The sequence below is a fragment of the Bacillus sp. LBA3-1-1.1 genome (assembly GCF_040676495.1).
Classification (GTDB): Bacteria; Bacillota; Bacilli; order Bacillales; family Bacillaceae_G; genus Bacillus_A; species Bacillus_A nitratireducens.
In genome coordinates this window covers 63049-86882 of sequence record NZ_JBEGIB010000007.1, presented here as the reverse complement: position 1 = coordinate 86882, position 23834 = coordinate 63049, and the positions used below count along the sequence as shown (strand labels likewise).

General features: G+C 34.5%; 25 protein-coding genes, 2 pseudogenes and 1 riboswitch. Of the genes and pseudogenes, 18 read left to right on the top strand and 9 right to left on the bottom strand.

The window, feature by feature from the left end:
* Positions 1-143 precede the first annotated feature (143 nt).
* Positions 144-722, top strand: a complete 579-nt coding sequence (locus tag MRBLBA3_RS08155; RefSeq protein ID WP_088009710.1) for a class I SAM-dependent methyltransferase — start codon at positions 144-146, stop codon at positions 720-722.
* The gene (locus MRBLBA3_RS08150) at positions 722-1321 is read left to right on the top strand and encodes a DedA family protein (RefSeq protein ID WP_363380687.1); all 600 of its coding nucleotides are present in this window, start codon (positions 722-724) and stop codon (positions 1319-1321) included. Before MRBLBA3_RS08155 ends, MRBLBA3_RS08150 begins: the two co-directional genes overlap by 1 nt.
* A gap of 72 nt (positions 1322-1393) precedes the next feature.
* On the opposite strand, the gene MRBLBA3_RS08145 is transcribed toward MRBLBA3_RS08150, so the two are convergent.
* Both MRBLBA3_RS08145 and MRBLBA3_RS08140 read right to left on the bottom strand, forming a co-directional pair.
* Positions 1394-1777: a hypothetical protein gene (locus tag MRBLBA3_RS08145; RefSeq protein WP_212088284.1), complete on the bottom strand. Its 384-nt coding sequence runs from the start codon at positions 1775-1777 to the stop codon at positions 1394-1396.
* A gap of 73 nt (positions 1778-1850) precedes the next feature.
* Positions 1851-2309, bottom strand: coding sequence for a helix-turn-helix transcriptional regulator (locus MRBLBA3_RS08140; protein WP_097808214.1), 459 nt, complete (start codon positions 2307-2309; stop codon positions 1851-1853).
* A gap of 215 nt (positions 2310-2524) precedes the next feature.
* Between MRBLBA3_RS08140 and MRBLBA3_RS08135 the strand changes: the two genes are divergently transcribed.
* The 3 genes from MRBLBA3_RS08135 (at position 2525) to MRBLBA3_RS08125 (ending at position 4358) form a co-directional block, all read left to right on the top strand.
* On the top strand, positions 2525-2872 hold the full coding sequence (locus tag MRBLBA3_RS08135; protein WP_363380683.1) for a YxeA family protein: 348 nt from the start codon (positions 2525-2527) through the stop codon (positions 2870-2872).
* A 75-nt stretch (positions 2873-2947) separates the two neighbouring features.
* Complete coding sequence (locus MRBLBA3_RS08130) at positions 2948-3127, top strand: hypothetical protein (protein ID WP_128856520.1); 180 nt, start codon at positions 2948-2950, stop codon at positions 3125-3127.
* 466 nt (positions 3128-3593) lie between these two features.
* A complete protein-coding gene (locus tag MRBLBA3_RS08125) occupies positions 3594-4358 on the top strand; it encodes a hypothetical protein (RefSeq protein ID WP_363380680.1) in 765 nt (254 codons plus the stop codon).
* 41 nt (positions 4359-4399) lie between these two features.
* Here the strand turns inward: MRBLBA3_RS08125 and MRBLBA3_RS08120 are convergent, their stop codons facing one another.
* From MRBLBA3_RS08120 to MRBLBA3_RS08110, 3 genes and pseudogenes are all read right to left on the bottom strand, one after another.
* Complete coding sequence (locus tag MRBLBA3_RS08120; RefSeq protein ID WP_363380793.1) at positions 4400-5140, bottom strand: Rpn family recombination-promoting nuclease/putative transposase; 741 nt, start codon at positions 5138-5140, stop codon at positions 4400-4402.
* Between the two features lie 31 nt (positions 5141-5171).
* Positions 5172-6996, bottom strand: a pseudogene (gene ltrA, locus MRBLBA3_RS08115) (group II intron reverse transcriptase/maturase).
* Positions 6997-7596: 600 nt separating this feature from the next.
* Positions 7597-7845, bottom strand: a pseudogene (locus MRBLBA3_RS08110) (Rpn family recombination-promoting nuclease/putative transposase); the annotation flags it as partial.
* Between the two features lie 192 nt (positions 7846-8037).
* Here MRBLBA3_RS08110 and MRBLBA3_RS08105 point away from each other — a divergent pair.
* The gene (locus MRBLBA3_RS08105) at positions 8038-8718 is read left to right on the top strand and encodes a DUF7003 family protein (RefSeq protein WP_212088272.1); all 681 of its coding nucleotides are present in this window, start codon (positions 8038-8040) and stop codon (positions 8716-8718) included.
* A 78-nt stretch (positions 8719-8796) separates the two neighbouring features.
* Here MRBLBA3_RS08105 and MRBLBA3_RS08100 read toward each other — a convergent pair whose 3' ends face one another.
* Both MRBLBA3_RS08100 and hpt read right to left on the bottom strand, forming a co-directional pair.
* Positions 8797-9699 carry a diacylglycerol/lipid kinase family protein gene (locus MRBLBA3_RS08100; protein ID WP_363380677.1) on the bottom strand — a complete coding sequence of 301 codons (903 nt, stop codon included), beginning with the start codon at positions 9697-9699 and terminating at the stop codon, positions 8797-8799.
* Between the two features lie 83 nt (positions 9700-9782).
* Positions 9783-10310 carry a hypoxanthine phosphoribosyltransferase gene (hpt, locus tag MRBLBA3_RS08095; protein ID WP_000687586.1) on the bottom strand — a complete coding sequence of 176 codons (528 nt, stop codon included), beginning with the start codon at positions 10308-10310 and terminating at the stop codon, positions 9783-9785.
* 161 nt (positions 10311-10471) lie between these two features.
* On the opposite strand from hpt, the gene MRBLBA3_RS08090 reads away from it, so the two are divergent.
* From MRBLBA3_RS08090 to MRBLBA3_RS08060, 7 genes are all read left to right on the top strand, one after another.
* A complete protein-coding gene (locus MRBLBA3_RS08090; RefSeq protein WP_044737475.1) occupies positions 10472-10687 on the top strand; it encodes a hypothetical protein in 216 nt (71 codons plus the stop codon).
* A 185-nt stretch (positions 10688-10872) separates the two neighbouring features.
* Positions 10873-11205: a hypothetical protein gene (locus tag MRBLBA3_RS08085; RefSeq protein WP_000410949.1), complete on the top strand. Its 333-nt coding sequence runs from the start codon at positions 10873-10875 to the stop codon at positions 11203-11205.
* A gap of 159 nt (positions 11206-11364) precedes the next feature.
* Positions 11365-14025 (top strand): S-layer homology domain-containing protein, encoded by a 2661-nt coding sequence (locus MRBLBA3_RS08080; protein WP_363380790.1) that lies wholly within the window; start codon positions 11365-11367, stop codon positions 14023-14025.
* Positions 14026-14197: 172 nt separating this feature from the next.
* Entirely contained in the window at positions 14198-14692 is a 495-nt protein-coding gene (locus MRBLBA3_RS08075; RefSeq protein ID WP_363380673.1) for an LPXTG cell wall anchor domain-containing protein, read from the top strand.
* 89 nt (positions 14693-14781) lie between these two features.
* Positions 14782-15402 (top strand): class D sortase, encoded by a 621-nt coding sequence (locus tag MRBLBA3_RS08070; RefSeq protein WP_363380671.1) that lies wholly within the window; start codon positions 14782-14784, stop codon positions 15400-15402.
* Positions 15403-15455: 53 nt separating this feature from the next.
* The gene (locus MRBLBA3_RS08065) at positions 15456-16145 is read left to right on the top strand and encodes a response regulator transcription factor (RefSeq protein ID WP_363380668.1); all 690 of its coding nucleotides are present in this window, start codon (positions 15456-15458) and stop codon (positions 16143-16145) included.
* Positions 16142-18016 carry a sensor histidine kinase gene (locus MRBLBA3_RS08060; RefSeq protein ID WP_363380665.1) on the top strand — a complete coding sequence of 625 codons (1875 nt, stop codon included), beginning with the start codon at positions 16142-16144 and terminating at the stop codon, positions 18014-18016. The genes MRBLBA3_RS08065 and MRBLBA3_RS08060 overlap by 4 nt, the downstream gene beginning before the upstream one ends.
* A gap of 206 nt (positions 18017-18222) precedes the next feature.
* Here MRBLBA3_RS08060 and thiT read toward each other — a convergent pair whose 3' ends face one another.
* Positions 18223-18882, bottom strand: coding sequence for an energy-coupled thiamine transporter ThiT (gene thiT / locus MRBLBA3_RS08055; RefSeq protein WP_363380662.1), 660 nt, complete (start codon positions 18880-18882; stop codon positions 18223-18225).
* An 86-nt stretch (positions 18883-18968) separates the two neighbouring features.
* Positions 18969-19070: riboswitch (TPP riboswitch) on the bottom strand.
* A gap of 194 nt (positions 19071-19264) precedes the next feature.
* Here thiT and MRBLBA3_RS08050 point away from each other — a divergent pair.
* From MRBLBA3_RS08050 to MRBLBA3_RS08040, 3 genes are read left to right on the top strand one after another with little or no spacing between them, the layout of a single operon-like run.
* Positions 19265-19492 (top strand): FeoA family protein, encoded by a 228-nt coding sequence (locus MRBLBA3_RS08050; RefSeq protein ID WP_000060510.1) that lies wholly within the window; start codon positions 19265-19267, stop codon positions 19490-19492.
* Complete coding sequence (feoB, locus tag MRBLBA3_RS08045; RefSeq protein WP_363380659.1) at positions 19489-21477, top strand: ferrous iron transport protein B; 1989 nt, start codon at positions 19489-19491, stop codon at positions 21475-21477. Before MRBLBA3_RS08050 ends, feoB begins: the two co-directional genes overlap by 4 nt.
* A 16-nt stretch (positions 21478-21493) precedes the next feature.
* A complete protein-coding gene (locus MRBLBA3_RS08040; RefSeq protein WP_000989601.1) occupies positions 21494-21661 on the top strand; it encodes a FeoB-associated Cys-rich membrane protein in 168 nt (55 codons plus the stop codon).
* A 37-nt stretch (positions 21662-21698) separates the two neighbouring features.
* Here MRBLBA3_RS08040 and MRBLBA3_RS08035 read toward each other — a convergent pair whose 3' ends face one another.
* A complete protein-coding gene (locus MRBLBA3_RS08035; RefSeq protein WP_363380656.1) occupies positions 21699-22277 on the bottom strand; it encodes a lipoprotein BA_5634 family protein in 579 nt (192 codons plus the stop codon).
* 404 nt (positions 22278-22681) lie between these two features.
* Here MRBLBA3_RS08035 and MRBLBA3_RS08030 point away from each other — a divergent pair, with 404 nt between their 5' ends.
* The gene (locus MRBLBA3_RS08030) at positions 22682-23347 is read left to right on the top strand and encodes a PspA/IM30 family protein (RefSeq protein ID WP_088098127.1); all 666 of its coding nucleotides are present in this window, start codon (positions 22682-22684) and stop codon (positions 23345-23347) included.
* A 79-nt stretch (positions 23348-23426) separates the two neighbouring features.
* The gene (locus MRBLBA3_RS08025; protein WP_363380652.1) at positions 23427-23831 is read left to right on the top strand and encodes a DUF350 domain-containing protein; all 405 of its coding nucleotides are present in this window, start codon (positions 23427-23429) and stop codon (positions 23829-23831) included.
* The last annotated feature ends 3 nt before the right edge of the window (positions 23832-23834 follow it).

The following is a 23834-nucleotide window of genomic DNA, read 5'->3' as shown; positions in this document are numbered from 1 at the left end:
TAAATGAGCAGCTATCGCTATAGGCGGTGGCTGTTTTTTAATTCTTCATAAAATCTTAAGAAATCTCCTCAATTTTTATTAAGAAACGATAGTTATACTTAGAAACAAGTTAAAAACTATTGAACGAATGGGGAGAGGTTTATGTGCAGCTCATAACATTCTTACATGAATTTATTAAACATCCGAAACATACTGGTGCAGTTGCGCCAAGTTCAAAAATATTAGCAAAGAAAATGGTAAATATAATTGATTTTAATAGAGCGAAATGTATCGTAGAGTTAGGGCCTGGTACAGGTGTTTTTACGAAAGAAATTATGAAGAGAAAGAAGAAGGAGACAATATTTCTTCTTATTGAAATTAATGAAGTGTTTTGCAAAGAGTTAACGAGAAAGTTTAAAAATGAGCAGAACGTCATTGTTATACACGGTTCAGCGGAAAATATAAAGAAGTATATGAAAGAGTTAAATATAGACTACATCGATTATGTCTTATCAGGATTGCCTTTTACTTCTTTACCAGAAGAAGTTTCAAAGCGCATTTTAAACAATGTAATGGAGGCGATACATGAGAACGGTGAATTTATTACATTTCAATATTCACTTGTGAAAAAAGGATTTATACAGCATTTCTTTCCTGAAATTACACTCGAAAAAGTGTGGCTCAATTTCCCGCCAGCTTACGTCTTTAGCTGTAAAAAAGAGCTAAGGAGAGCGTATGCATAATGGAATTGCACGAATTATTATCTTATATTGAGCAGTACGGTTATTGGGCATTGTTTTTCTGCTTATGGTTAGGTATTATCGGTATGCCAATTCCAGATGAAATGATTGTAATGAGTGGTGGTTTTGTATCTTCACTAGGGATATTAAGTGTCATTCCAGCGTTTTTATTAACATATTTAGGTGTCGTATCTGGGCTATCATTAGGTTATATATTAGGGAAAATATTTGGTACAAAAGTACTTGATAAGCTAATGAAAAAGAAAAAGGCGAAATATCTTTTGAAATCTCAACAAATGGTAGAGAAGTATGGCCATTATGCGTTAGTCACAAGTTACTTCATACCAATTGTAAGACATATTGTACCGTATTTAGTTGGAATGAATAACATGTCATTTAAGATGTATGCCTTGTATTCCTATACAACAGGATTTGTTTGGACACTTGTTTATTTTGTGCTCGGTTCTTTATTTGGACAACATATTGAAAGTATTGTAGCGATCGCGATAGAGTATGGCGTGTATTTTGGCGGGATTGTTTTTGGTGTTGCGAATGGTGCTTATTTATATAAGCAAAGAAGAAGTACAGTGATGAGTAAGTAAATAGAATAGAGGTTTACGCTTATTGAGAGTAGTATTAAAAGGGAGAGTTATTTTGTAGAATAACTCTCCCTTTTAATGTAATAGCTTCTTATTGCTTACATTAGGCATTGTCTGAAATACAATTATATAAATTGTTAATATGATTGTATTGATCAGATTGGCTAATATAGTCATAAAATCACTTGATGGAGTGATAAGAACAAAGATTGAAAGTGCGGCAGAAGCAAGTGGAATGAATTTTTGTAGAGCAGTTAACTTTCCATCTTTATGAAACTTTGAAGATTGAAAGAAGCAAAGTAAGAAAATAAAGGATGTAAATAATAATCCTAAATACCCCCACCCATCTTCAATATACCAAGGTAAAAAGCTCATTCGTGATGTGAAAATAAATAAATTGAAAACTAAGGTGCTAATGATTAACGTATTTAAAATCGTGATATTTGTCTGTTTTTTCATTTGAATTATACTCCGAAATTTATTTTATCCCGCTATTTGTGGGTAGAAGAACCCCACTGATTAAAGTTGCACTTTATTGAGATGTTTTTGCCATTTCCATAAATCGCTGTTCAATTTCATCCAATTCGAATGAGTGGTATATTCTGCGGTCTTCTTTATCTAAAATTCGATAATGTTGAGATAAAATATTTTGTTGTATTTGATAACCGTTTAATTCTTTTATTTGTCGCCACCACACTTTTCCTCCTAACGTCTTCGGGAAGTTCGTATTGTAATGTGTAAAAGCGATTGTTTTTATAATTTCATTCACATCATCTCCAAATGTCATCTGGACTGTATCGCTCTGTTCGAAGAGTGTTACGACACAAACTGCGCCTGCCCATGTTAGCGTGCGTCTTCCTTTTTCGATTTCCACTAATGTTTTCTTCGATAAACCAATAATTTCTGACATTTTATCTTGGGATAAATCACTTTCAACACGGATGAGTTTTAATTTTGAATTAACGAGTTCAATAAATTCTTGTTTATCCATAATACGGCTCCTTTTTCGTTATAGTGTAAAATTACACTAAAGGTGTAATTTTGTCAATGTTAGTATAAAAAGTTACTTTTTTTGTTTTGGTCTTTCTAATTAATATTTCACTTTTAGTTTAAGAAAATGTTAAGAAACCGTACGAGTTTTTATTAAGAAATACGCTCTATACTTAGAAACATCTTAAAGAAAACATAATGAAAGGCGGAATATAGATGAAAAGATTTATCCTTGCATCATTACTTGTCATCATAGCAGGAGCTGTATATGTATTAAATGGGAGCGCTAAGCTAGATCAAATGAATCCCTTTCTTGATATAGAGGATCATTATGCAATAATTGATAACGATGGAAAAGAGTTAGGTGGAAATAAAGGTCGTGAATATAAAGTGAAAGCTTATGATGAAAATGGTAAGGAAAAAGAAGTTACAATTGATGGAGTAGATGAATTACAAAAAGGTTCATACTGGCATGTGCTTACGAGAGGCGAGTTCTTGCGTGATAAAGTGCAAGTAACGATAGATAAAATTCCTGATGGGGCGAAGGCTAAGTTAGGACTGTAAGTATAAAACCGATTCTTAATGAAGGAATCGGTTTTGTTATTTTATGGTAAAGTGTAGTGGGAGGGGGCAAGAATGATGCTACTCATTGTTAGTCTTATTTTAATTGGATTTATGTGTAGTATGAGAATAGTATCCTTACATATGATAGAACGAGAAAAGATAGAAGAGCGATATGTATATTGTCCAAAATGTGATGCGAAAATTAGAAGAGGAAATTCTGCTCCTTTTTGTTCGAAATGCAATGTAACATTTTAACTATAAAAAATCCAAAATCACTTTGTATGGTTTTGGATTTTTTATGTTGAAAAATCACAGTGCGATTTCAGAAAAATGAAAGAGAAAATGATGTTCTCTTTCGCTTTTTTAGTTAAAATAGGGTGTACATAGCAAGGTTTAAATGGAGTGTTATATTTGGAAATTCTTATCATAGTAGGGTGCCTATTAATAGGCATCATTTTTATTGGTCTAAGTATTTATAGGTTTGTAAAATAAATAAAAGAAAAAGATTCAAAAAAAGATAAATGGACAGTAGTATCACAAAATATTCTAGGGCTATTTTGTGATACGCTGCAGGGAGGTGCACCGTTCTACTTTTTAATTGGTGCACTCTTTTTTGTAGTGGGGCTTTTATTTCTCTATATGGGAATGGGATGGGTTGAAATTGATTAGTTGGCGCTAGAGAATCAATTATATAGTCGTAGAATTAAGAAGGAGAGAGTAAATGCCGATTATAAGAGATATCCGATTAAGTTTTCTAAAGAGAAAAGAGAATATAAGCAGTCTAGAGATATTACAATCAACATCCTCGAGTAACTATGAGGAAGAGATATCTTTTTTAAAAGAAACGAGCTGTATTACTTCTTTATACGAGCGACATATGTCAAAGTTAAGAACAGACTATGAAAAAGTTATCTTGATTTACTGTGTGGATGATATGTCATTATTAAATCAGTGGGAGAAGAAATATCGAATTTTTCCTGAATATATGAATGTGTTTGTAGAGTATGGGAGTGTAAAGGATTTTCCATATTTATCAGATAGAGAGAAAAAAGAATTAGCACTTCAAATCGTTCATACTGAAATGAAGAGTTTAGCTGTGGAATGTGATTGGGATATAGAGATGTTAGAAAAGGCATACAATAAGGTACTGGATTTGGATTATAAAAATGAACTTGTATATATAAAGAAGAGTAGTCCGAATAAAAAATATGTATGTAGTATAATTTGGCAGCATGAAGTGGCTTATGCTGATATTTACTTAGAAATAAGAGAGTATAGAACGAGACGGTTAATCAAAAAGGAAAAGCTTATTAGAGAAGAAGATATGTATAAAATGTTTAATCATGTTAGTGACGTGGCATGGAAATTAAACCATAAAGTGATTTTGATGAATGATAAAGGGAAAGCTATGTGGATGTTAACCTTTTTGGAGAAAAACGATCCAGATAATTTAGTTTGGAAGATGGAAAGAATTGAGGAAAGTTGATAAAAAAAGAGCTTGAAACAATTCAAGCTCTTTTTTTATTACTATTTATGTCCTAAAATACGCTCAATCTCGTGCACACTTAATTTACTTGCCTTAGCAATCGTTTCAAGTGGTATACCAAGATCATACATACTTTTAATCATTTGAACTTTTCCCTGTTGAACCCCTTCTTTTCGACCTTGTTCAATGCCTTTTTCAATCCCTTTTTTTATTCCTTGTTCCATTCCTCTTTTTATTCCTTCTGTCTCTGCGTGGGCGAATTTTGCTGCTTCATCCATTAAAACTTTCTCCCTTGCGTCATAGGCTTGTCGGAAAGAAGAATCTTGACTCATACGTTCCCATTTATTTATCGCTTTTTGTAAAATAGGATCTTGGTTCATAGCAATATCCTCCAATGTTTTAGTTAAGTGCTCATCCTCATTTGCTGAAAGTAATAAAAGCCAACGAACAAATGGATCTTTCCACGGATTTACTTTTTCTTCATGCCATTGTTCTGTTAACTGTGGGATTTCTACAATGTGAATCTCTATGTCATCACTTAAGCGTTTCTGTTGTTGTGTATTCCATAATGTGCCCGTTGTATGAAATTCTTTGTGATCTGAAAACATTATGAAGTTCAATAAATTAATGGTGATGGTTTTATGAAGCGAACTGTAAGGCATCCCTTTTTGTAATTGGGATGTGTATAATTTTCCCCAATAATATAAACTACGTTTTATCATATCGTGATTATTATTGAGGTCGGGTAAGTCGGAGTCCTCGCGGACTCTTTCTCCCCTCAGAACCGGACTTGTCCGTTTCCAAACATCCGGCTCAAGCCTTCTTTTTATCCCAAACAGCTAATCGTTCTTCATCCATCATACGCCATTCTATTACCTGGATTCTTTCTCGAGGCGTTAATGAAATATGTTTGTTCACTTTCTTGTAAATATATGCTCTCTCTCGAGAGATAGGATGCTTTTGATGGAGTTGAATGTGACAAGATGTATGTAGAAGTTGAAGATTACCATATTCATTTGTTCCTCCGTACACTTTAGGAACTTTATGATGTATTTCTAGTGCTTCTCCGTTTTGTAGAGCCTCTTCACACATTGGACAGATATATTTCTGTTTCTTTGCGATTTTAATTCGAGTTAGCGTATTATTGTTATCAAAATCTTTTTTATTTCGTTTGGCAAAATAATGAGAGAGTTCAGGATTATCTGGGCTGTTTTTGTATCTTACTCCAATATGTCTTACAATGGGAGTCCAAATCATTTTATAGATTTGATACTGTGTCTTTGGACAGGTAAGAACCCATTTATCATGACCTCCATATTTAGGTTTTCGAAAATATTGCTTTACAATCCATTTCCAACTTTTCTTTGGATGTAAGTGTTTTACATGTCGTACTACATTTCCCCAAATAAAGTAGTCCATGGATGAGAAAACCTTTTTCGATACTACATGTCTCCAGTAATACGCATACCCACGTATTATTGAATTTAAGTTTGTTAGTAGTGTATAAACAGGTTTTCCTCTTAACTTTTGAAAAGTTGTTTTAATTTTCTTCTTAGCTTTCTGGATACTTGTTTTTGAAGGTTTTATTAACAATTTATTCTTGTCTTGCACATATTGTTTAATATGAAAACCTAAAAAATCAAAGCCCTCAGTGATGTGAGTAACACGAGTTTTATCCATTGCTAATGTAATTCCGCGTTTCTCAAGATATGGTACTAACTCTCGATACAAGGATTCGGCTTCTTTTTTGGTTTGACAAGCGATGATAAAATCATCTGCATAACGAACCATTGCCTTTGTGCATTTGACATGAATATTATAGGCAGTACCCTGTCTTTTTGTATTACTTTTACTGTATCTGATACCGAGTTCTTTCTCCATGCCATGTAAGGCGATATTAGCCAAGAGCGGTGAAATTACACCTCCTTGAGGGGAACCCACTGTTGTAGGATGAAACACTTGGTTATCTACATACCCAGATTGCAGCCACCTACTAATAATCTCTTTGGCTGGGAAGTTTTGAATTTTCTCTAAGATATGTTCATGATTGAGATTATCGAAACACCCTGCAAAATCCCCTTCAAATACCCAAACTTTTTTACTTTTGGAGTTTAGTTTATTAAAGATATTCGATAGCATCATGCGCACTACGCTTTGGACGGAATCCGTACGAAATGGGTTCAAATTCTGCCTCCCACTCCGGTTCCGGGGCGTTTCTGACGATATTCTGCCAAATTCTATCCCTAACTGTCGGAATGCCCAACGGGCGTAATTTTCCATTTTTCTTCGGAATGTGTATGCGCTTTACTGCTCTTGGACGATGTAATTTGATATTTTGGTAGCTCATTTGATGAAACAATGCCACCCTAGACCTAGGTGACAATATACGTTCTCCATCGATACCCGCTGTGCGCTTCCCACGGTTTATTTGTGTAACTCTTTTAATTGATAACAATAGATTCGCTTTGCTTCGAAGCATAAGACGTTGTAATTTTCTTACTCTTCTACTTTGGTTTTGTTGTTTGGCACGAAAAATTCGTTGTCGTAACTTCCTTACATACCTTTCGATTTCTTTCCATTGAATTGTAAACCAATCTGTAAGTGAAGGAATAGCCGACGCCTTGTGAGCTGTATCCATAACTAGATTCCTTCCTTTCGGCAGAAGTTTCTTTCCGCTTTTTTTCGTATTGAAGACCTGTTGGAAGTCTGCACCCTTTCGGGTTGCATCATTAGGTTTTTTTCCCTGGATGCTATTCGCACAGTTATGAGTTCCTGTTGTCTTTCGACCTTGCGACTTTCGCTTTTTCCAACATCCCATACCCTCTATAACGTCATTTTGCCTTACGACATCCTTACTGTACAACGTACAGATTATATAGGGCTTACCAAGTTCCACTTCTAATAGATACGATGAGGGAAGGTACCTTCTTCTACTCCGACGGATATGTAGGTTGTCTCTCAGTGGCATCCAAAGTCCACTTTTCTAATCCGCAATCCCAATGTATCAACGTCTTTCATTAGGTTCGTAGTAACGAAGCTTAAGAAGATTCACTGTCGTTTACCTTTCTCATCTTTCCCTAGCACGGATTGAATGTACGTTCATCGCTTCCTTAGGAATTCCCTCATGCAACCAACCCTGCCATTACTAGCAACGCTGTTTTGGGTGGGAATATTCTTGACAACTAGAATAGCGTATCCTTATGGATACGCACTATTATGAAGCGACTTCTTGTCGCGCCTGTATTTCTACATTTACTTTTGTTCCTGTGTTTAATGTCGCTGAAATGTCTAAAATAGATAACTTATCCTCTTCATATTCCCGATGTAAATGTGGATCTTCTAGTTGTAGGGAAGCAATGGGCGACTCTAAAGACTCTTGTAACATAGCGTTTAAAAATGCAATTAGAATATCTTCACTACCATTCGTACCAAACAATTGTTTAAATGCAAAATCAATGCGTAAATTAACTAACTGTTGGTTGAACACAGCTTTTCCTCTCCCTTGTATCAGGTTGTTTCTTTCCTTCATTTTACCTAAAAAGAACTAGGCCATGCAAACAGACCCTTCTGCTATTTTGTTAGTAGTAATATTAGAAAATGAAAGGCAAGTAGGTCTATGTTATACTCTAGTGAAATCAAAAAAACAATTTTTATTTATATTGAGGAAAAGGTGATACATATGCAAAAAGATATTTTAAAGTTATTAGATAAAAAGCAAAGTAAATATGAATTTCCTGCCTTTGATAATGAATATATGGATATTTCGCAAGTGAAATTCTCTCTTTTCTTTAAAGATACTAAGGATTGGTTAATGGTGTTTCAAATTGTCGGTGTAGGTTCATTAGGTGTATTTAATGATATTCAAGTATATGGCGATAGAATGAATCATTCAATTGGTGATGACGGTATTTTGCAAGTAAAAGATGGAGATTATGAATTATTTGATAATGAAGGTGAATTTATACCGGATATTCATAACGGTAGTTTAAAAATTCGCGATCATCATTTTGAATATCAATTTACAGAAGAAGATTATGCGAATAATGGAATAGAAGTGAAAACGAAAGAGTCTTATCCAACATATTTCATGCGTATGCTTGCTGCTAATGACGAAGCTAGAAAGTTATTATGGTGGGATAAAGAAGAAATTTTAGAAGAGTTCGGTTTAAAAGGTGATTGGGAAGTAGCTTATGAAACGGAAGAGTGGCAACATGTTGAAGAAGAGAAAGTAAGTGAAAATGAATTCTTCCAATCAGTAGCTGCAGCGATAGAGAAGCAAGATCCAAGTGTTATTGTAGATAAGGATGCTAATACGCACTGGAAAAATTGGGTAGAGTTTGATTACGAAAACTCATATTAAAAATGAAAGAGTAGATCAAAGCGCATTTTTACTAAAAAAGACTATCCGAAATGTTAAAAATCGGATAGTCTTTTTTCATTAAACAACCGCAGGATTATAAATCATCGTAAAGTGCCCTTGTAATAGTTCAATATGACACGGTGTATGGAGCGAGCTTTCTCCATCAGTATCTACTTCTTTTTCTTCTTCTGTTTCAATCTGAATGGATTTCGCTTTTACGTGGAAGATATCATTTTCGTTTGAGTCTTCAAATAGTTTCTTTCCGATATAATCTTTAAACGCTTGAATGCCTGTTGATTTGACTACGAAAATATCAAGTGTTCCATCATCACATTTTACGTTCGGAATAAAGGATGGGATACCTCCGAGATATTCACCGTTTCCAACCATAATAAGGACAGCTTCGTCTTCATATACTTGTCCGTCGTACGTAATTTTTACTGGGAATGTTTCAGCGTTTTTGACAGTTCGAATGGTGCTTAAGTAGTAACCAATTTTACCAAGCTTTGCTTTCTCTTCCGCATCGATATTGTTTGATACTTCAGATACGAGTCCAATGCCCCAAAAGTTTAAGAAGTGTTGCCCGTTTGCTTTTGCGACGTCAACTGGTTTTACATGTCCTATTGTAATAAGTTTTGCTGCTTCTGCAATATTTTGCGGAACGCCGAGTGTGCGAGAGAAGTCGTTGCAAGTTCCGCCTGGAATGATTGCAAGTGTAGGTCTAGTTTCAAGAGGGGCTAAGCCGTTTGTGCATTCAAATACAGTTCCATCACCACCAAAGACGATAATTAAATCTACTTTACTAGCAAACTCCTGGCAATATTTTGTTGCATCACTTTGCTTTTTCGTATGGAGGATATGTAGATCAGGAAAAGTTGCGGCAAGTCGTGGTACGATTTTCGTTAAGTTCGTGTGTAAATCGCCTTGTCCTGCTTTCGGATTTATGATGAGGAGTACTTTTTCAAATTTTGTCTTTGTCATTTTTATTCTCTCCCTTTGTCTTTTACGAATCGTGATAGAAAATAAACTTCCATCAGTAATTGATGGAAGTTTATTTTTTTATATTATTCCGTTACAACTGAAGCGATAAATGGTAAGTTACGATATTTTTCTGCGCAGTCGATACCGTAGCCAACGATAAATTCGTCTGGAATTTGGAAGCCAACATATTCAGCTTTTAAATCCACTTTACGGCGTTCAGGTTTATCAAGTAACGTACAGAATTTCAATGCTTTTGGTTTATGCATAAAGAAGTGATCTTTTAAGAAGTGAAGTGTTAAACCAGAATCGATAATGTCTTCTACGACAATTACGTTTTTTCCAGTAATGTTTACATCGATATCTTTTAATAGTTTTACTTTTCCAGTTGTTTCTGTTTGATTTCCGTAGCTAGATGCAGAGATAAAGTCGATAGTTACTTCGTTTTTAATATGACGAATTAAATCAGCAGCGAATACGAAAGATCCTTTTAATACAGCAATTACTACGATTTCTTCTCCTTCAAAATCACGTTCGATTTGAAGAGCTAGCTCTTTTACTTTTTCTTGTAATTGTTCTTCGGAAATTAAAGTGTCTTTTATTTCAATTTTCATTTGAATCCTCCTACAGTGTAAAACTTGTGAACATTTCGACTGTAAAGGATAGAAAGGAAAAAGTCAAAGAAGATATAAGGTTTTTACAGAAATCCCCACAAAATAATCAGATGATATGATATACTGATTACATTAAGAAAACGCTTCCATAAAGGGTGGTTATGATGAGAGAGAAAGAGTATACAAGTGCAACATTTATAAAAGCATTACTTTTAACAATTGTTCTTGGTATGTTGGCGTACATAATTGATATACCTGCAATTCGCATTTCACTAATTGGAATGACTTTAGTATTAGGCGCAATTTCCCACGGTATGATGTCACAGCTGCAAGAAGTTGGACTTGATGATATGAAAGATCATATAGATAAGAAATGATAAACCTTCACGTATATAGAGTGAAGGTTTTTTCGTTTCTTACAAAAATGTAAGGTAGTTTGTAAGACAAATCGATAGTTGCATAGTAGTGTTTTGGATAAACTATAAGTGTAAGGTAAAAGGCAAGCATATTTTAGGTAAATTAAGTTTTAGGCACTCTATATGTGAAAAAGGAGTAGGAGGGCATGGAGAAACATTGGACGACCTTTTCTTTTTTAGCAACTAGTAACACCGTAATGCTAGCTGGAGAAATGGATTTTTTGCATACGTTTGATCGAGAAGACGATCATTCTTCTTCTAAATTTACAATGAAATGGAGTAAGTGGAGCGATAGTTGTAAATTAGAAGAAGAGGCCCCTAACGAAAGGCAAAAAATTATTTTAACAAATCCTATTAAAGCATGGGTCGTTCAATGTCGTAAGTGTAACGTCAAAAATCACTTCAAGAAAACTGAGCCGAGACAATTAGTTATCACTCCGGCCCTTTCTACTTCTCAATCACGCGAAAGTAACAAATAAATATCGAGACACATCAAAAAAAGCATTGTACTATACGATGCTTTTTTTATTTTTACGAAAAATCCCTTAGCGTAGAAAAGATTTGCTATGATTATGGAGGAATCTTATATTTTATATATGGTAGGAAATGGAATTAAAGTGAAATTAGAAAAGGTGTGTATGATGAAAAAATATAGTGTAATTGCAGTAGCCAGTTTATTGACAACAAATCTATTAGCGTTTCCTTCTAGTTCGCTAGCGGAAATTGAAAATAAAACAAGAACTAATATAGAAGCTTTACAGAGTATACATAGTGATAGACAGAGTGAATTGCAAAAACAATTTGATGCTATAAAAGAGCAACAAATGGAATTAGAAAAAAGAAAAGATATTTTGAAACAGCAAGAAGAGTTATTTAATAAAGTTGACGAATTAAAACAGAAAAAAGAAGAATTACTAAAACAAGATAGTGAAGATAGAGAAAGATTAGAAGAAGTTCAGCAAAAATTAGATGAATTAAAGAAACAACAAGAAGAACTTGAAAAGAAGAATCCGTTAGAAGTACAAGGAAAGAATAACCAAGAAGAAACAAACTTGAATGAATTAGAGGAACAAAAAAAGAAGGAGGAGCTTGAAGAGAAGAGTCGATTAGAAGGAAACGAAAAGAATAACCAAGAAGAAACAAATCCTGAATTAAAAGAGAAACAAAAGAGAGAAGAATTAAAGAAACAGCAAGACGAATTACGAGTAAATCAGCAACAATTGGAGCAACAACAAATAGAGTTAAAGCAGAAAGAAGAGCAAGCAAGACAAGAACTTGAATTAAAGCAAAAGGAAAAACAAGAGCTTGAGTTAAAGCAAAAAGAAGAGCAAGAAAAACAAGAGCTTGAGTTAAAGCAAAAAGAAGAACAAGAGCTTGAGTTAAAGCAAAAAGAAGAACAAGAGCTTGAATTAAAGCAAAAGGAAGAACAGGAAAAAAGAGAAGTAGAATTAAAAAGGGCAGTGAGTAATTTACAAGCAGCACCACAATCATTCCCTGATGTTCCAGGGTGGGCGGAAGAGTCTGTTAATTATTTAGTGAATAAAAAAGTAATTACAGGAATGCCGGATGGAACATTTTCACCGCATAGCGTATTAAGTAGGGCTGAAGCGGCTACAATTATGGCTAAAGTTTTAGGATTAGAAGTTAAAGAAGGGGACAAGCCGACCTTTATAGATTCGAAAGATAATTGGGCATCTTCCTACATTGCAGCGGTGGAAAAAGCAGGTGTTATTAAAGGTGAAGGAAACGGGAAATTTAATCCATACGGTCAAATGACAAGAGCGGCAATGGCAACAATGCTTGTACAAGCATATCAATTAGATTCGAAAGTTAATGGAGAATTACCGACATTATTTAATGATGTGAAAGATCATTGGGGTGAGAAATTCATTAATATTTTAGTAGAATTAGGTATATCAAGTGGTATTGATGGAACACAGTGGCAACCTGACAAATCGATAACACGTGCTGAGGCAGCGCGACTTGTTGCGGTAACAGATCAATCTAAAGATAGCGAAGTAAAAGTGAAAAAGGTAAATATAACGAAAAATTTCTTTACTTATAATGGTCCATCATTATCATCAGGTATTTCAAATGAATATGTATCACAAGAAGTAAGAGTATATGAAGAAAGAGATGGTGGATGGATAAAAATTCATACGGATTTGGGTTTTAAGTGGGTGTGCTTAACTGAGAAGAAAGTAAATATAACGAAAAACTTCGTTACATATAATGAATCGTCATTATCGTCTGGTATTTCAGGCGAGTATACTCCGCAAGAAGTGACGGTTGTTGAAGAAAGAGAAGGCGATTGGATTAAAATTCGTACGAGTGTAGGCTATAAATGGGTATGTCTAACTGAAAAGAAAGTACAGATTGATAGAGACTTTACTACTTATGATGCTCCGTCACGGTCTGCGACTATTTTAGCGTATTATGGACCACAAACAGTAACTGTTGTAGAAGAAAGAGGAACGTGGCTTCGTATAAGTACATATGCAGGATACCAGTGGTTAGATACGAAAAAGGAGACAAAGTATTTATCTAAAGTATTTTTTGCATATGACAGCCCTAGTTTTGTATCACGTGTATCAGGGAAATATTCTCCGCAAACAGTAGAAGTGTATGGCGAAAGAGCAGGTGGTTGGATTCAAATACAAACTAATAATGGTTTGAAATGGGTGAATGAAGGCAATATTAATCTTAGTCAAGTGATATTGAACGTACCATCAATTTACCAATTTCCAGAATTACACAATGGCTGTGAAGTAGTTTCTTTACAAATGCTTGTGGAACATCAAATTGGTCGTTCATTAAATAAAGTAGCATTTGCGTTTGAAATGCCTTTTGATCAAACGAAATTAAAGAACTATAAAACATCATCACAAATTTGGGGAGATCCAGATGTAGGGTTTGTAGGTGATGTGACAGGAAATACGCCAGGATATTCTATTAATCCAGAGCCATTAAAAAGATTGTTAGATAAATATGCAAGAGGAACGAATTTAACAGGAAATGATTTTTCAGTCCTAGAAGATTATGTGCGAAATGGGAAACCGGTTGTTACTTGGGTAACTGTAGCACTAAATAATCCTAGACCAATTACAACATGGAAAACACCAGGCGGAAAAATAATTAATGGGCGAATGAATACTCATGCGGTCGTTTTAACAGGTGTGGATGATAATTATGTGTATTATAATGATCCATTTTATGGAACGAAAAATGTGAAAGTGAGTAAGAGTTGGTTTGCAAGTATTTATAACCAAATGGGGAAGAAAGCTTTAAGTGTAGATTAAATAAAAAAGGTTATCCAAAAGATTATTTTTGGATAACCTTTTTTTATAATGAAATCTTTAACAGAATTCCATTTCATCTGCATCTTATATTTACATCTCTTGTTTATTCTAGTAATACATCCGGTGCGACGTGATGTATTACTAGAATAAAGTATAAAGGGAGAGAAATAAAATGAAAAAAAAACTATTACCAATTTGTGCAATGGCACTTTTAACAGTAGGATATTCTTCAGTAGCGAGTGCTTCTACTGGAACATTAACAAAAGAAGAAACGGCGCAAATGCAGCAAGATAAAGCTAAAAAAGAAGAAGCAATTAAGGAACAGCAAAAGAGCGAAGTAGAGAAAAAAGAAGCAGCACAAGTACAAGAAAAAAGTGATATGGCTAAAAAAGAGGAAGCAATAAAAGCAGGGCAAAAGAATGATACAGCGAAAAAAGAAGTAACACCACAAGTGCAAGAAAAGGAAGCTCTTGCAAAAAAAGAAGCAGCAATTAAGGCAGGGCAAAAGAATGATGCAGCGAAAAAAGAAGTAGCGAAACAAGCTGTACAAGGTGAAAAATTACCAAACACAGCATCAAATAATGTAGCAATGATGGCATTAAGCGCATGTCTTGTAGCGATTGGGACATTATTTGGTTTGAACCGTCGTAATAAAGTTAAGGCGTAAATAAAATATTTTCCTATAAAGAATGGGATAATTTCATATATTAAAAATGGTAGGCTACTCCTACCATTTTTTGCATGGAGGGATTCACAGTGACAGTTCTAAATCGTATTGGATTTACGTTAATGATAGTAGGCTTATTAATGGGAGCCTATTACGCTTTTGAATGGTACAAAGGAAAAAGTTCTGCACAAGATTTAACGACAGAAGAAATTAAAAATTTTGAACAACAAACATCCAAGCAGCATTCTAGCGAAGTACCAGTAAATGCACAAGTACCTTCTTCTCAAATACAACATAAAGAAGGAGAAAAGGTAGCGATGTTAAATATACCGAAAATAAAGAAGAAGTTTTCTATATATTGGGGAGCGAATGATGCAACATTGAAAAAAGGAGTCGGTATGTTTGTTAGTGATTTAACGACAACACCATCTGGAGGGGGGCATACTGTACTAAGCGGGCATAGGGATACTGTATTTACAGATTTAGGAGAGTTAAAAGAAAAGGATACTCTTATTTTAGAGTATGATAATAAAACTTACACATATGAAATTCAAAAGACATGGATTACCCATGCGGAAGATCGTACTGTTATTGTAAAAAAAGAAGAACCGACATTAACAATGACGACTTGTTATCCATTTGATTATATAGGGGATGCACCGGATCGATATATTATCGAGGCAAAGTTAATTACGAGTAATTCAAAATAAATTATAGAGCTTTGAATAGTAATTTCTTAAAGCGAGAGGGGAAGACATAGATTATGTCAAAAAACATTTTACTTGTTGAAGATGAAGATATTTTACGCGAAATATTAAAGGATTACTTTTTGAGTGAACAATATAAAGTGCTTGAAGCGAGAGATGGAAAAGAAGCTTTAGTCCTATTTGAAGAAGAAGAGGTCGATTTAGTTATACTTGATATTATGTTGCCGGAACTTGATGGATGGTCTGTTTGCCGAAGGATTCGTAAGACGTCCGGGGTTCCCATTATTATGCTGACGGCACGTGTAGATGAAGATGATACGTTACTTGGGTTTGAGCTTGGGGCAGATGATTATGTTGTGAAACCATATAGTCCGCCTATTTTATTAGCGAGAGCGAAAAGGTTGTTAGAAAGTAGAAAAACAACAAAGAAACCTTTAGAGAATGAAGATGATACGTTATCAATTCACGACATTCACGTCCATTTTCCGTCACGTACTGTTACTGTTGATGAGGCAGACATTAGTTTAACGCATACAGAATTTGAAATATTAGTGTATTTCATGAAAAACCAAGGAATTGTACTAACAAGAGAGCAATTAATTTCAAGAATTTGGGGATATGAGTTTGCTGGGGATGATCGAACAGTTAATAGCCATATTCGTAATTTGCGAAATAAATTAGGAGAGAAAGCAAAGTACATTACAACTGTAGTGCGAACCGGTTATAAATTTGAGGGGAACATATGAGAAAAGGTATCGTACTAAAATTATTTATCCTTACAACAGCATTATGTATGTTAATCTTAGCGACGATTTTTATTGGACAAACGATATTTTTCAAACAATATTATGCGAATCGAAAAGTAGAAGATATTAAAGTGAATTTAAATTCCTTTAAAAAGAATTATTTAAATTATACAGGAAATGCAGAAGGAATTCAGAAACTGGAGCAAGATTTTTTAAGAGAAAATAATACGTGGATTACGACGTTAGATCAGAATGGGAATTTAAAACATGCGGATGATTTTTATGTGGAGATTACTTTAAATCGTTGGATGGAGAAGGAGTTTGGAAAAAAGGTAATCAAGATTCCTTTGTACTATCTCATGAACATAGATGAAATTGAAGGTGGAACACTACCTGAGTTGGAAGGACGATCAGTTTATTTTTATGGACTAAAAAGAGAAGAGGGCTTCATCGCATCTTATTTACAGATAGATGAGATGAATTTGAGTTGGCTTCATAAACCGTTAGGTAAGAAATTAGCTGAAAAAGAGCCTAAGATGAGTGAGGAAAAACCAAAAGTTGCTCAAGATTCTATCTCTGGGGAAAGAAAAAAAGTTGCAGGAATTATGAGCGGTGAGGAACAGAAGAGAGCGGCTCGAAATTCAGATTTCAATCTATCAGGGAAAATTACGAAAGTACAATTCCCTGATGTAAAAGGACCTGTAAATCCAATTTATAAAAATAATTTATTTTTGGATAATATAAAAGAATTTCAAGCTGATTTATTATTAAAAGAAGGTAAGCAAATACAAGATGCAACACGAATAATGGACTATGAAAAAAATGATATAAAATATAAATTATTAATGAAACCAATAACAGAAAGAGACGGATCAGTCACATATATATATGCGATGGCTTCTTTACAGCCTGTAGATGAGGCTGTACAAATGGTGCAAGATTATTACATCTATATTGTTGCATTTGTAGTCGTTCTAATTTTTCTAGCCTCGTTTTATTACTCAAAACAAATTGCAAAACCATTACTAAAAATAAATGATACAACGAAGAAAATAGCTCATTTGGATTTCACAGAAAAAATTCCGATTACTTCAAAAGATGAAATTGGTGATTTATCGCAAAATATTAATACATTATCTAATAAACTACATTCACATATTGGACAGTTAGAACAAGATATTGAAAAAGAAAGAAAGTTAGAAAACACAAGGAAAGAATTTATTGCGGGTGTATCGCATGAACTAAAAACGCCGCTGAGTATTATGAAAAGCTGTATTTCCATTTTAAAAGATGGGGTAGCTGAACATAAGAAAGACTACTATTTTCAGGCGATGGAAAAAGAAGTAGACAAGATGGATATACTAATTTTGGATATGCTTGAATTAGCTAAATTTGAGTCTGGTACATATAACATGAAGATGGATTCCTTCTATATAGATGGAGTGATTGAAGAAATATGTGAACAACTTTCAGCGGAGATAGAGAAAAAAGAACTGAGTGTGCACAAACATATATGTCCAGCAGAAGTGATTGGGAATCAAAATAGAATTGAACAAGTAATTGTGAATTTTATTACGAATGCAATACGTTATACACCAGAAAAAGAAGATATTATTATTTCCACAATAGACGGGAAGGATCATATAAAAGTATGTGTCGAAAATAAAGGTACCCACATTGAAGAAGAGCAATTAGATAAAATTTGGGATCGTTTTTATAGAGTGGATGCAGCTCGCCAACGTTCACAAGGTGGAACAGGGCTTGGACTTGCAATTTCAAAGAATATTTTAGAACTGCACGATGCTGAATATGGGGTAAAGAATACAGAAGATGGTGTGTTATTTTACTTCTATTTACCGAAAAAAGCGTAGACAATCATGTTACGCTTTTTTAATTTGTTTTCATATTATCTTTACCTAATCTTTATTTTGGAGCAGTATAATTTGGATAGAAAATGAGGTTATGTAAGGAGTAGATGAACCGTGCATAGCAATTGGCTAAGTATAATGGTATTTATTTTCTTTTGTGCATTTATTGTATTTTTAATTGATATTACGATATGAAAGAAGAGCGCTCATTAGGCGCTCTTCTTTGCTCTATTCATTTGATAAGCACCGATGCTTTTGAATAAGCGTGGTGAAGTTGTAAATAAAAGAATTAGTAATACAGTACATAGTATGAAAGAGCCGATCATTGTACTGCCGTTTACAATTAATGAATATAAGACAGTTGATTGTCCTTTAGGTGCATATTGACCAAAGAAAATAATACCAGCAATAAAGTGACAGAAATAACGTGCAAAGCTGCCGACAAATGTGGCAAGGATAATGTAAACGAGTGCTTTTTTTCCCTTGTTTTGTTTTGGTTTATCTTTGCGACTACCGAAACTTGAATGCTCTGCATTATTGTTTTCTGAGGCAAGTGTTTTTTGAATTGGGCGATAGAATAAACCAGCAAAGCCGATAAAGGCAAAGGCAACGAAGTACTCAATGAATGCTTGCACTGGTGTTAGAATGTAGGCATCACCTACGACAATTTGTAATAGTCCCCAAATTAAGCCGCCTAAGAAAGCCATTTTGAAGCCCCAGCGGTATGCAATAATAAAAATAGGAATCATAGCAAATGAGATGGAACCACCTGTTGGAAGTTTGATTGATAATGGTAAAATGTCGATGACCAGGGCGAAGGCTGCAAGAATTGCAGATTCGATCATCGCTTGTAAATTGGTGTTACGCATGTTGTCTCCCCCTAAATCCAAGTTGTACAAAAAAGAATAGATATCATAGGAGGATACGAAATACGTAAATAAAAAAGAGGTATGTATTTCGGACGTTTGCACAATCCCTGCGTTAGCATTAACTAACAGGTTCGAAGGGTCGGAACGAAGTGTTCCCTCTCAGCGGCATGGCTCCCCCTGTGATAACGAGATTCTTTATTTGCTATTGTTTATTGTAAGCGAAATGGATGGGAATGGCAAATGCACTTTGTATGACAATTATTGAAATATAATTGTATTGAAATGTTAATAAATATGAAGCAAAAAGATATAGTCCAAGTGAAATAGAGTGTGATATAATTTTTTTGAAAATAATTATCATTCTCTTCTGAGGGGGAAGGTTATGAGCTTAGTAGATATTAAAATTGGTGAGAAAGTGTTAGTAAAAAGTATTCAGTCGTTAGATCAGTTATTGAAGCGTAGACTAGCTGCTTTCGGTCTTGCGGAAGGAAGCGAGCTTCGCATAAAACAGAAAGCGATGTTTAAAGGTCCTTGTACATTGGAGTGTCGTGGGCAGTTAATTAGTATTCGTCATTGTGACGCGAAAATGATAAAGGTGGAATTAGCGTGAATAAGGTTGCTTTGCTAGGGAATCCGAATACAGGGAAAACATCATTATTTAATGCACTTACTGGTTCTTATGAGTATGTAGGGAACTGGAGCGGTGTAACAGTAGAAAAGAAGGTTGGTAAATTAAAAGATAAGCAAGGAACATTAATTGATTTACCAGGCGTGTATGATTTGAATCCAGTTTCACGCGATGAAGGTGTCGTTACGAATTTTCTACTAACAGACGAATTTCATCATATGTTAAATATAGTGGATTCTTCGCAATTCGAGCGAAATATGCATTTAACATTGCAATTACTTGAATTTGGTAAGCCTGTTTCAATTGGTTTAAATATGGTTGATGTGGCAAAGCAAAGAGGAATTGTGATTAATGTAAAAAGGTTATCAGAAATATTAGGTGTAACAGTCGTTCCTGTCATCGCAAGAACCGGAAAAGGCTGTGAAGAATTACTTACTACTCTTCATGAAAAGAAACAAAAAGAGAAAAAGCCATTCATTATTTCATATGGTGTACAAATGGATGAGGGAATTGGAGAGGTAATCGCTCTTTTAGAGAAAGCGAATTATGAGCATCCAAGATGGTTAGCCTTACAATTTTTAAGCAATAACGAAGTAGTAGAAAAAGAAATGAAAGCATTACCAATTTATAAGGAACTTATAGCCATTCGATCTCGTTTAGATGGAAAACTTGATTGTACGTTAGAGGAGCACATTTACAAGACTCGTGAAGCGTATATTGAAAAGTTAAAAACAAATGTTATGCAACATGAGAAAGAAGGAAAAATTCCTTTTTCGGAAAAAATCGATAAGTTAATTACACATAAAATTTTAGGACTTCCAATCTTTTTAGCAGTTATGTTTTTTATTTTTCAGGTTACGTTTACGTGGATTGGTACACCTTTATCGGATATGCTGGATGGATTTTTTGGCGGACAACTTACTGATTGGGTTACAGCTGGGCTCACAAGTGTTGGCGCTTCTGACTTTATTCAAGCACTCGTTACAGAAGGTATTATTGCCGGCGTAGGTGCGGTATTAGTATTCGTTCCACAAATCTTTGCACTATTCTTTTTCATTTCATTATTAGAAGACTCGGGATATATGGCACGAATTGCAGTTGTTATGGATAGAATTATGGAGTTTTTCGGTTTAAACGGAAAAGCGTTCATTCCGATGATTATCGGCTTTGGATGTAACGTTCCAGGTATTATGGCAGCGAGAACGATTGAACAAGAAAAAGAAAGATTACTTACCGTTCTTGTAACACCATTTATGTCTTGTTCAGCACGTTTACCTGTATATGCATTATTTGCGGGAGTATTCTTCCCTAATAGTCAGGCAACTGTTGTGTTCTCTTTATACATTGCAGGTATTGTTCTTGCATTACTCGTTACAAAAATTATGTCACTTACTATTTTAAAAGCGGAAAAATCTATTTTTGTAATTGAGCTACCGCCTTACCGTGTGCCACAAGCAAAAACGTTATGGCTCAGCACGTGGGAGAAAGGTAAAGGATTTGTTCGTAAAGCAGGTACATTCATCTTCGGTGGTTCTGTTGTCATTTGGTTATTAAACTATGCAGGTCCATCAGGATTTGGTGTTGATATGGGAGACAGTTTCTTAGCGATGATTGGTGGATTTATCGCACCACTATTTGCACCGCTCGGTTTTGGAACGTGGCAAGCTGCGGCATCCCTTTTAACAGGATTTTTAGCGAAAGAAGTTGTCGTTTCTACAATGGCAATTATTTATGCGGTTAAAGAAGATGTGCTAGGAAATGTAATGGGAGCACATTATACTGCGCTATCAGCGTATGCATTTATGTTCTTTATTTTATTATATGTTCCATGCTTAGCGACAGTAGCTGTTATTAAACGTGAAACTGGATCGATGAAATGGACAATTTTCTCTGTCGTTTATCCGCTCGTTGTTGCTTATGTATTAACGCTCATTATATACCAAGTTGGATCCTTACTCGGATTCTAGAAGGAGATGTATTGCAATGATGGTCAATATTATAATTGGAGCTATCATTTTTGGTTATGCAGCATATACGTTAGTTAATTTTGTAAAGAGAAGTAAAAAGGGAAAATGCGCAGCATGCTCGTTAAGTAAGTCATGTCAGTCGCAAACTTGTAGCCCGGATATGGAGCAAATCGCTCATAAATAGAAAAAAGCTTTGCGAATTTCGCAAAGCTTTTTTTGTTTTACTTTTTAATTTTTACAAGCTGAGAAGCTTCTACTCCATTGTAACCAGGGAATTCTTTACTAGGGTCTTTATCGAATTTTAATACACCAACAGATTTTTCATCACCTTTTACATTTCCATAAGTTGCATCGTCAACAATTGCGAACATATCTGCATATGCGCGGCCACTTCCGATAATTGTGTTGCCTTCGTATTTTAATTTTGCCCCATCAAGTGTAGCATTTTCTACTTTATCTTTTGCAAATAACACGCCTTGTTCTGTTGTTACAGCTGGTAATTTATCAAGTGGTTTTGTATCATCGTTTTTATCAACTTTGCTAAGTAACTCTTTCTTCACCAGTTCTTCACCAGTTTTCTTATCCATTACAAGAACTTTTTTACCCTCTAATGTTGTCATTTTCATTTTATAGAAGTCTTTTTCTTTCACTTCTTTTTTATTTTTATCTGTAACTTGTTGAACTTGCTCATCTGTTCCGTATAGTACAAAGCCGTTCGCTTTTTCTCCTAATAAAGAACAACCTGATAATGCTCCGAATGAAATTGCTGCTGCTAATCCGATTCCTACTAATTTTTTCATGATGATTTCTCCTTTTTATATGTTTTATAGTAAATACAGTTTTTGTATTAGTTCTGAAATGATGAGAAGCTTGTTCGTTGCTTCTGGTATTAGTGTATAAGAAATATCGGAATGCAACTATCGAGTTAGCTTACAGTAACATTACAATAATGTAATTTGGTGAAAGTACATAAAAATAAGTCAATTCTAAAGAGGATGAATGAGAATATATTAGGAATACAATGTTTTATATGGAATGTCATATTATATTGGCTGTATTTTGGAAATAACATGTAAGGACATCTTAGTTTTGTTATAATAAACACATAGGTTGTAAAAATGAATATTCTTTACTGTAAAGGGAGATTTTTCAGTTTTCCAAGTAGTGAATTTGAAATATGAGGTATATCATAGGAGGAATTTGGATGTCTGTATTTAAACGATTAAGAGATTTAACTATGTCGAATGTGTATTCATTAATTGAAAAAGCGGAAGATCCAGTTAAGATGACGGATCAATATTTACGCGATATGCAAGCAGATGTACAAGAAGCTGAGAAAAGTGTAGCAGCTCAAATCGCACTTGAGAAGAAATTTAAAATATTATTTGAAGAGCAAGAAGCACTTGTGAAAAAACGTGAAGAGCAAGCTCATATGGCTGTTCAAGCAAGCAATCTTGATCTTGCGCGTCGTGCTCTTGAAGAAAAACAAAACGCAGAGCAAAAGATGAATGAGTATAAAGCAAGCTATGAGCAAAACAAAGCTGCTGCCGATAATCTTCGCCTGAAGCTAGAAGAAATGCGTAAGCAATTAACAGAGCTGAAAAATAAACGTGAAACACTTGTAGCACGTGTAAATGCAGCGAAAGCACAAAAGAATATTAATCAGGCGATGTCTGGATTCGATTCAAATTCAGCAAAAGCTGGTTTAAGCCGTATGGAAGAGAAAGCTCTTCAATTAGAGGCTGAAGCAGAAGCAAGTGGTGAAGTGTACAAAAAAGAAAAGTCATTAGATGATGAATTCGCAAGCTTAAATAAAAATTCTGTTGTTGACGATGAATTAGCTCGTATTATGAAGCAGTACGAGAAATAATATAGAATAGACAAAGAAACCGACATGTCTGAAGAGAATTCATGTCGGTTTTCTATTATCTTTTAGAGGAGGTTTTGCAATGACGTGGATGAATGTTTTAGCCATGCTTGTATGGACTGGAGCGAGTGCGGTACTTTTATTTGCAATTATGTGGGTTGATTCGATTTTTACAAAATACAATGATTTAAAAGAGATAAAAAATGGAAACATAGCAGTGACAACACGTTTCGTTATGAAATTATTCGCTCAAGGATACATTTTGTCACAATCAATTACGAAAGCGAATGATTTATGGCAAGCGCTTCTTGCTTCAGCAGTTTCTTTCGTTATTTTATTAGTGGTAGAAAAGTTCATTGAGTTTGTGTTAAAGAGAATGTCAGGTTTAGATTTAGAAGAAGGAACGAAAGAAGGCAGCGTAGCACATGCGATGTTAGCTGGTTCATTACATATCGTTGGGGCACTTATTTTAGGTGCTTGTTTATAAAGA

Bases quoted from the DNA above. Each gene is read 5' to 3' on its own strand.
- MRBLBA3_RS08150 (WP_363380687.1), top strand. From the start codon at position 722: ATGGAATTGCACGAATTATTATCTTATATTGAGCAGTACGGTTATTGG.
- MRBLBA3_RS08145 (WP_212088284.1), bottom strand. From the start codon at position 1,777: ATGAAAAAACAGACAAATATCACGATTTTAAATACGTTAATCATTAGC.
- MRBLBA3_RS08140 (WP_097808214.1), bottom strand. From the start codon at position 2,309: ATGGATAAACAAGAATTTATTGAACTCGTTAATTCAAAATTAAAACTC.
- MRBLBA3_RS08135 (WP_363380683.1), top strand. From the start codon at position 2,525: ATGAAAAGATTTATCCTTGCATCATTACTTGTCATCATAGCAGGAGCT.
- MRBLBA3_RS08130 (WP_128856520.1), top strand. From the start codon at position 2,948: ATGCTACTCATTGTTAGTCTTATTTTAATTGGATTTATGTGTAGTATG.
- MRBLBA3_RS08125 (WP_363380680.1), top strand. From the start codon at position 3,594: ATGCCGATTATAAGAGATATCCGATTAAGTTTTCTAAAGAGAAAAGAG.
- MRBLBA3_RS08105 (WP_212088272.1), top strand. From the start codon at position 8,038: ATGCAAAAAGATATTTTAAAGTTATTAGATAAAAAGCAAAGTAAATAT.
- MRBLBA3_RS08100 (WP_363380677.1), bottom strand. From the start codon at position 9,699: ATGACAAAGACAAAATTTGAAAAAGTACTCCTCATCATAAATCCGAAA.
- hpt (WP_000687586.1), bottom strand. From the start codon at position 10,310: ATGAAAATTGAAATAAAAGACACTTTAATTTCCGAAGAACAATTACAA.
- MRBLBA3_RS08090 (WP_044737475.1), top strand. From the start codon at position 10,472: ATGATGAGAGAGAAAGAGTATACAAGTGCAACATTTATAAAAGCATTA.
- MRBLBA3_RS08085 (WP_000410949.1), top strand. From the start codon at position 10,873: ATGGAGAAACATTGGACGACCTTTTCTTTTTTAGCAACTAGTAACACC.
- MRBLBA3_RS08080 (WP_363380790.1), top strand. From the start codon at position 11,365: ATGATGAAAAAATATAGTGTAATTGCAGTAGCCAGTTTATTGACAACA.
- MRBLBA3_RS08075 (WP_363380673.1), top strand. From the start codon at position 14,198: ATGAAAAAAAAACTATTACCAATTTGTGCAATGGCACTTTTAACAGTA.
- MRBLBA3_RS08065 (WP_363380668.1), top strand. From the start codon at position 15,456: ATGTCAAAAAACATTTTACTTGTTGAAGATGAAGATATTTTACGCGAA.
- MRBLBA3_RS08060 (WP_363380665.1), top strand. From the start codon at position 16,142: ATGAGAAAAGGTATCGTACTAAAATTATTTATCCTTACAACAGCATTA.
- thiT (WP_363380662.1), bottom strand. From the start codon at position 18,882: ATGCGTAACACCAATTTACAAGCGATGATCGAATCTGCAATTCTTGCA.
- MRBLBA3_RS08050 (WP_000060510.1), top strand. From the start codon at position 19,265: ATGAGCTTAGTAGATATTAAAATTGGTGAGAAAGTGTTAGTAAAAAGT.
- MRBLBA3_RS08040 (WP_000989601.1), top strand. From the start codon at position 21,494: ATGATGGTCAATATTATAATTGGAGCTATCATTTTTGGTTATGCAGCA.
- MRBLBA3_RS08035 (WP_363380656.1), bottom strand. From the start codon at position 22,277: ATGAAAAAATTAGTAGGAATCGGATTAGCAGCAGCAATTTCATTCGGA.
- MRBLBA3_RS08030 (WP_088098127.1), top strand. From the start codon at position 22,682: ATGTCTGTATTTAAACGATTAAGAGATTTAACTATGTCGAATGTGTAT.
- MRBLBA3_RS08025 (WP_363380652.1), top strand. From the start codon at position 23,427: ATGACGTGGATGAATGTTTTAGCCATGCTTGTATGGACTGGAGCGAGT.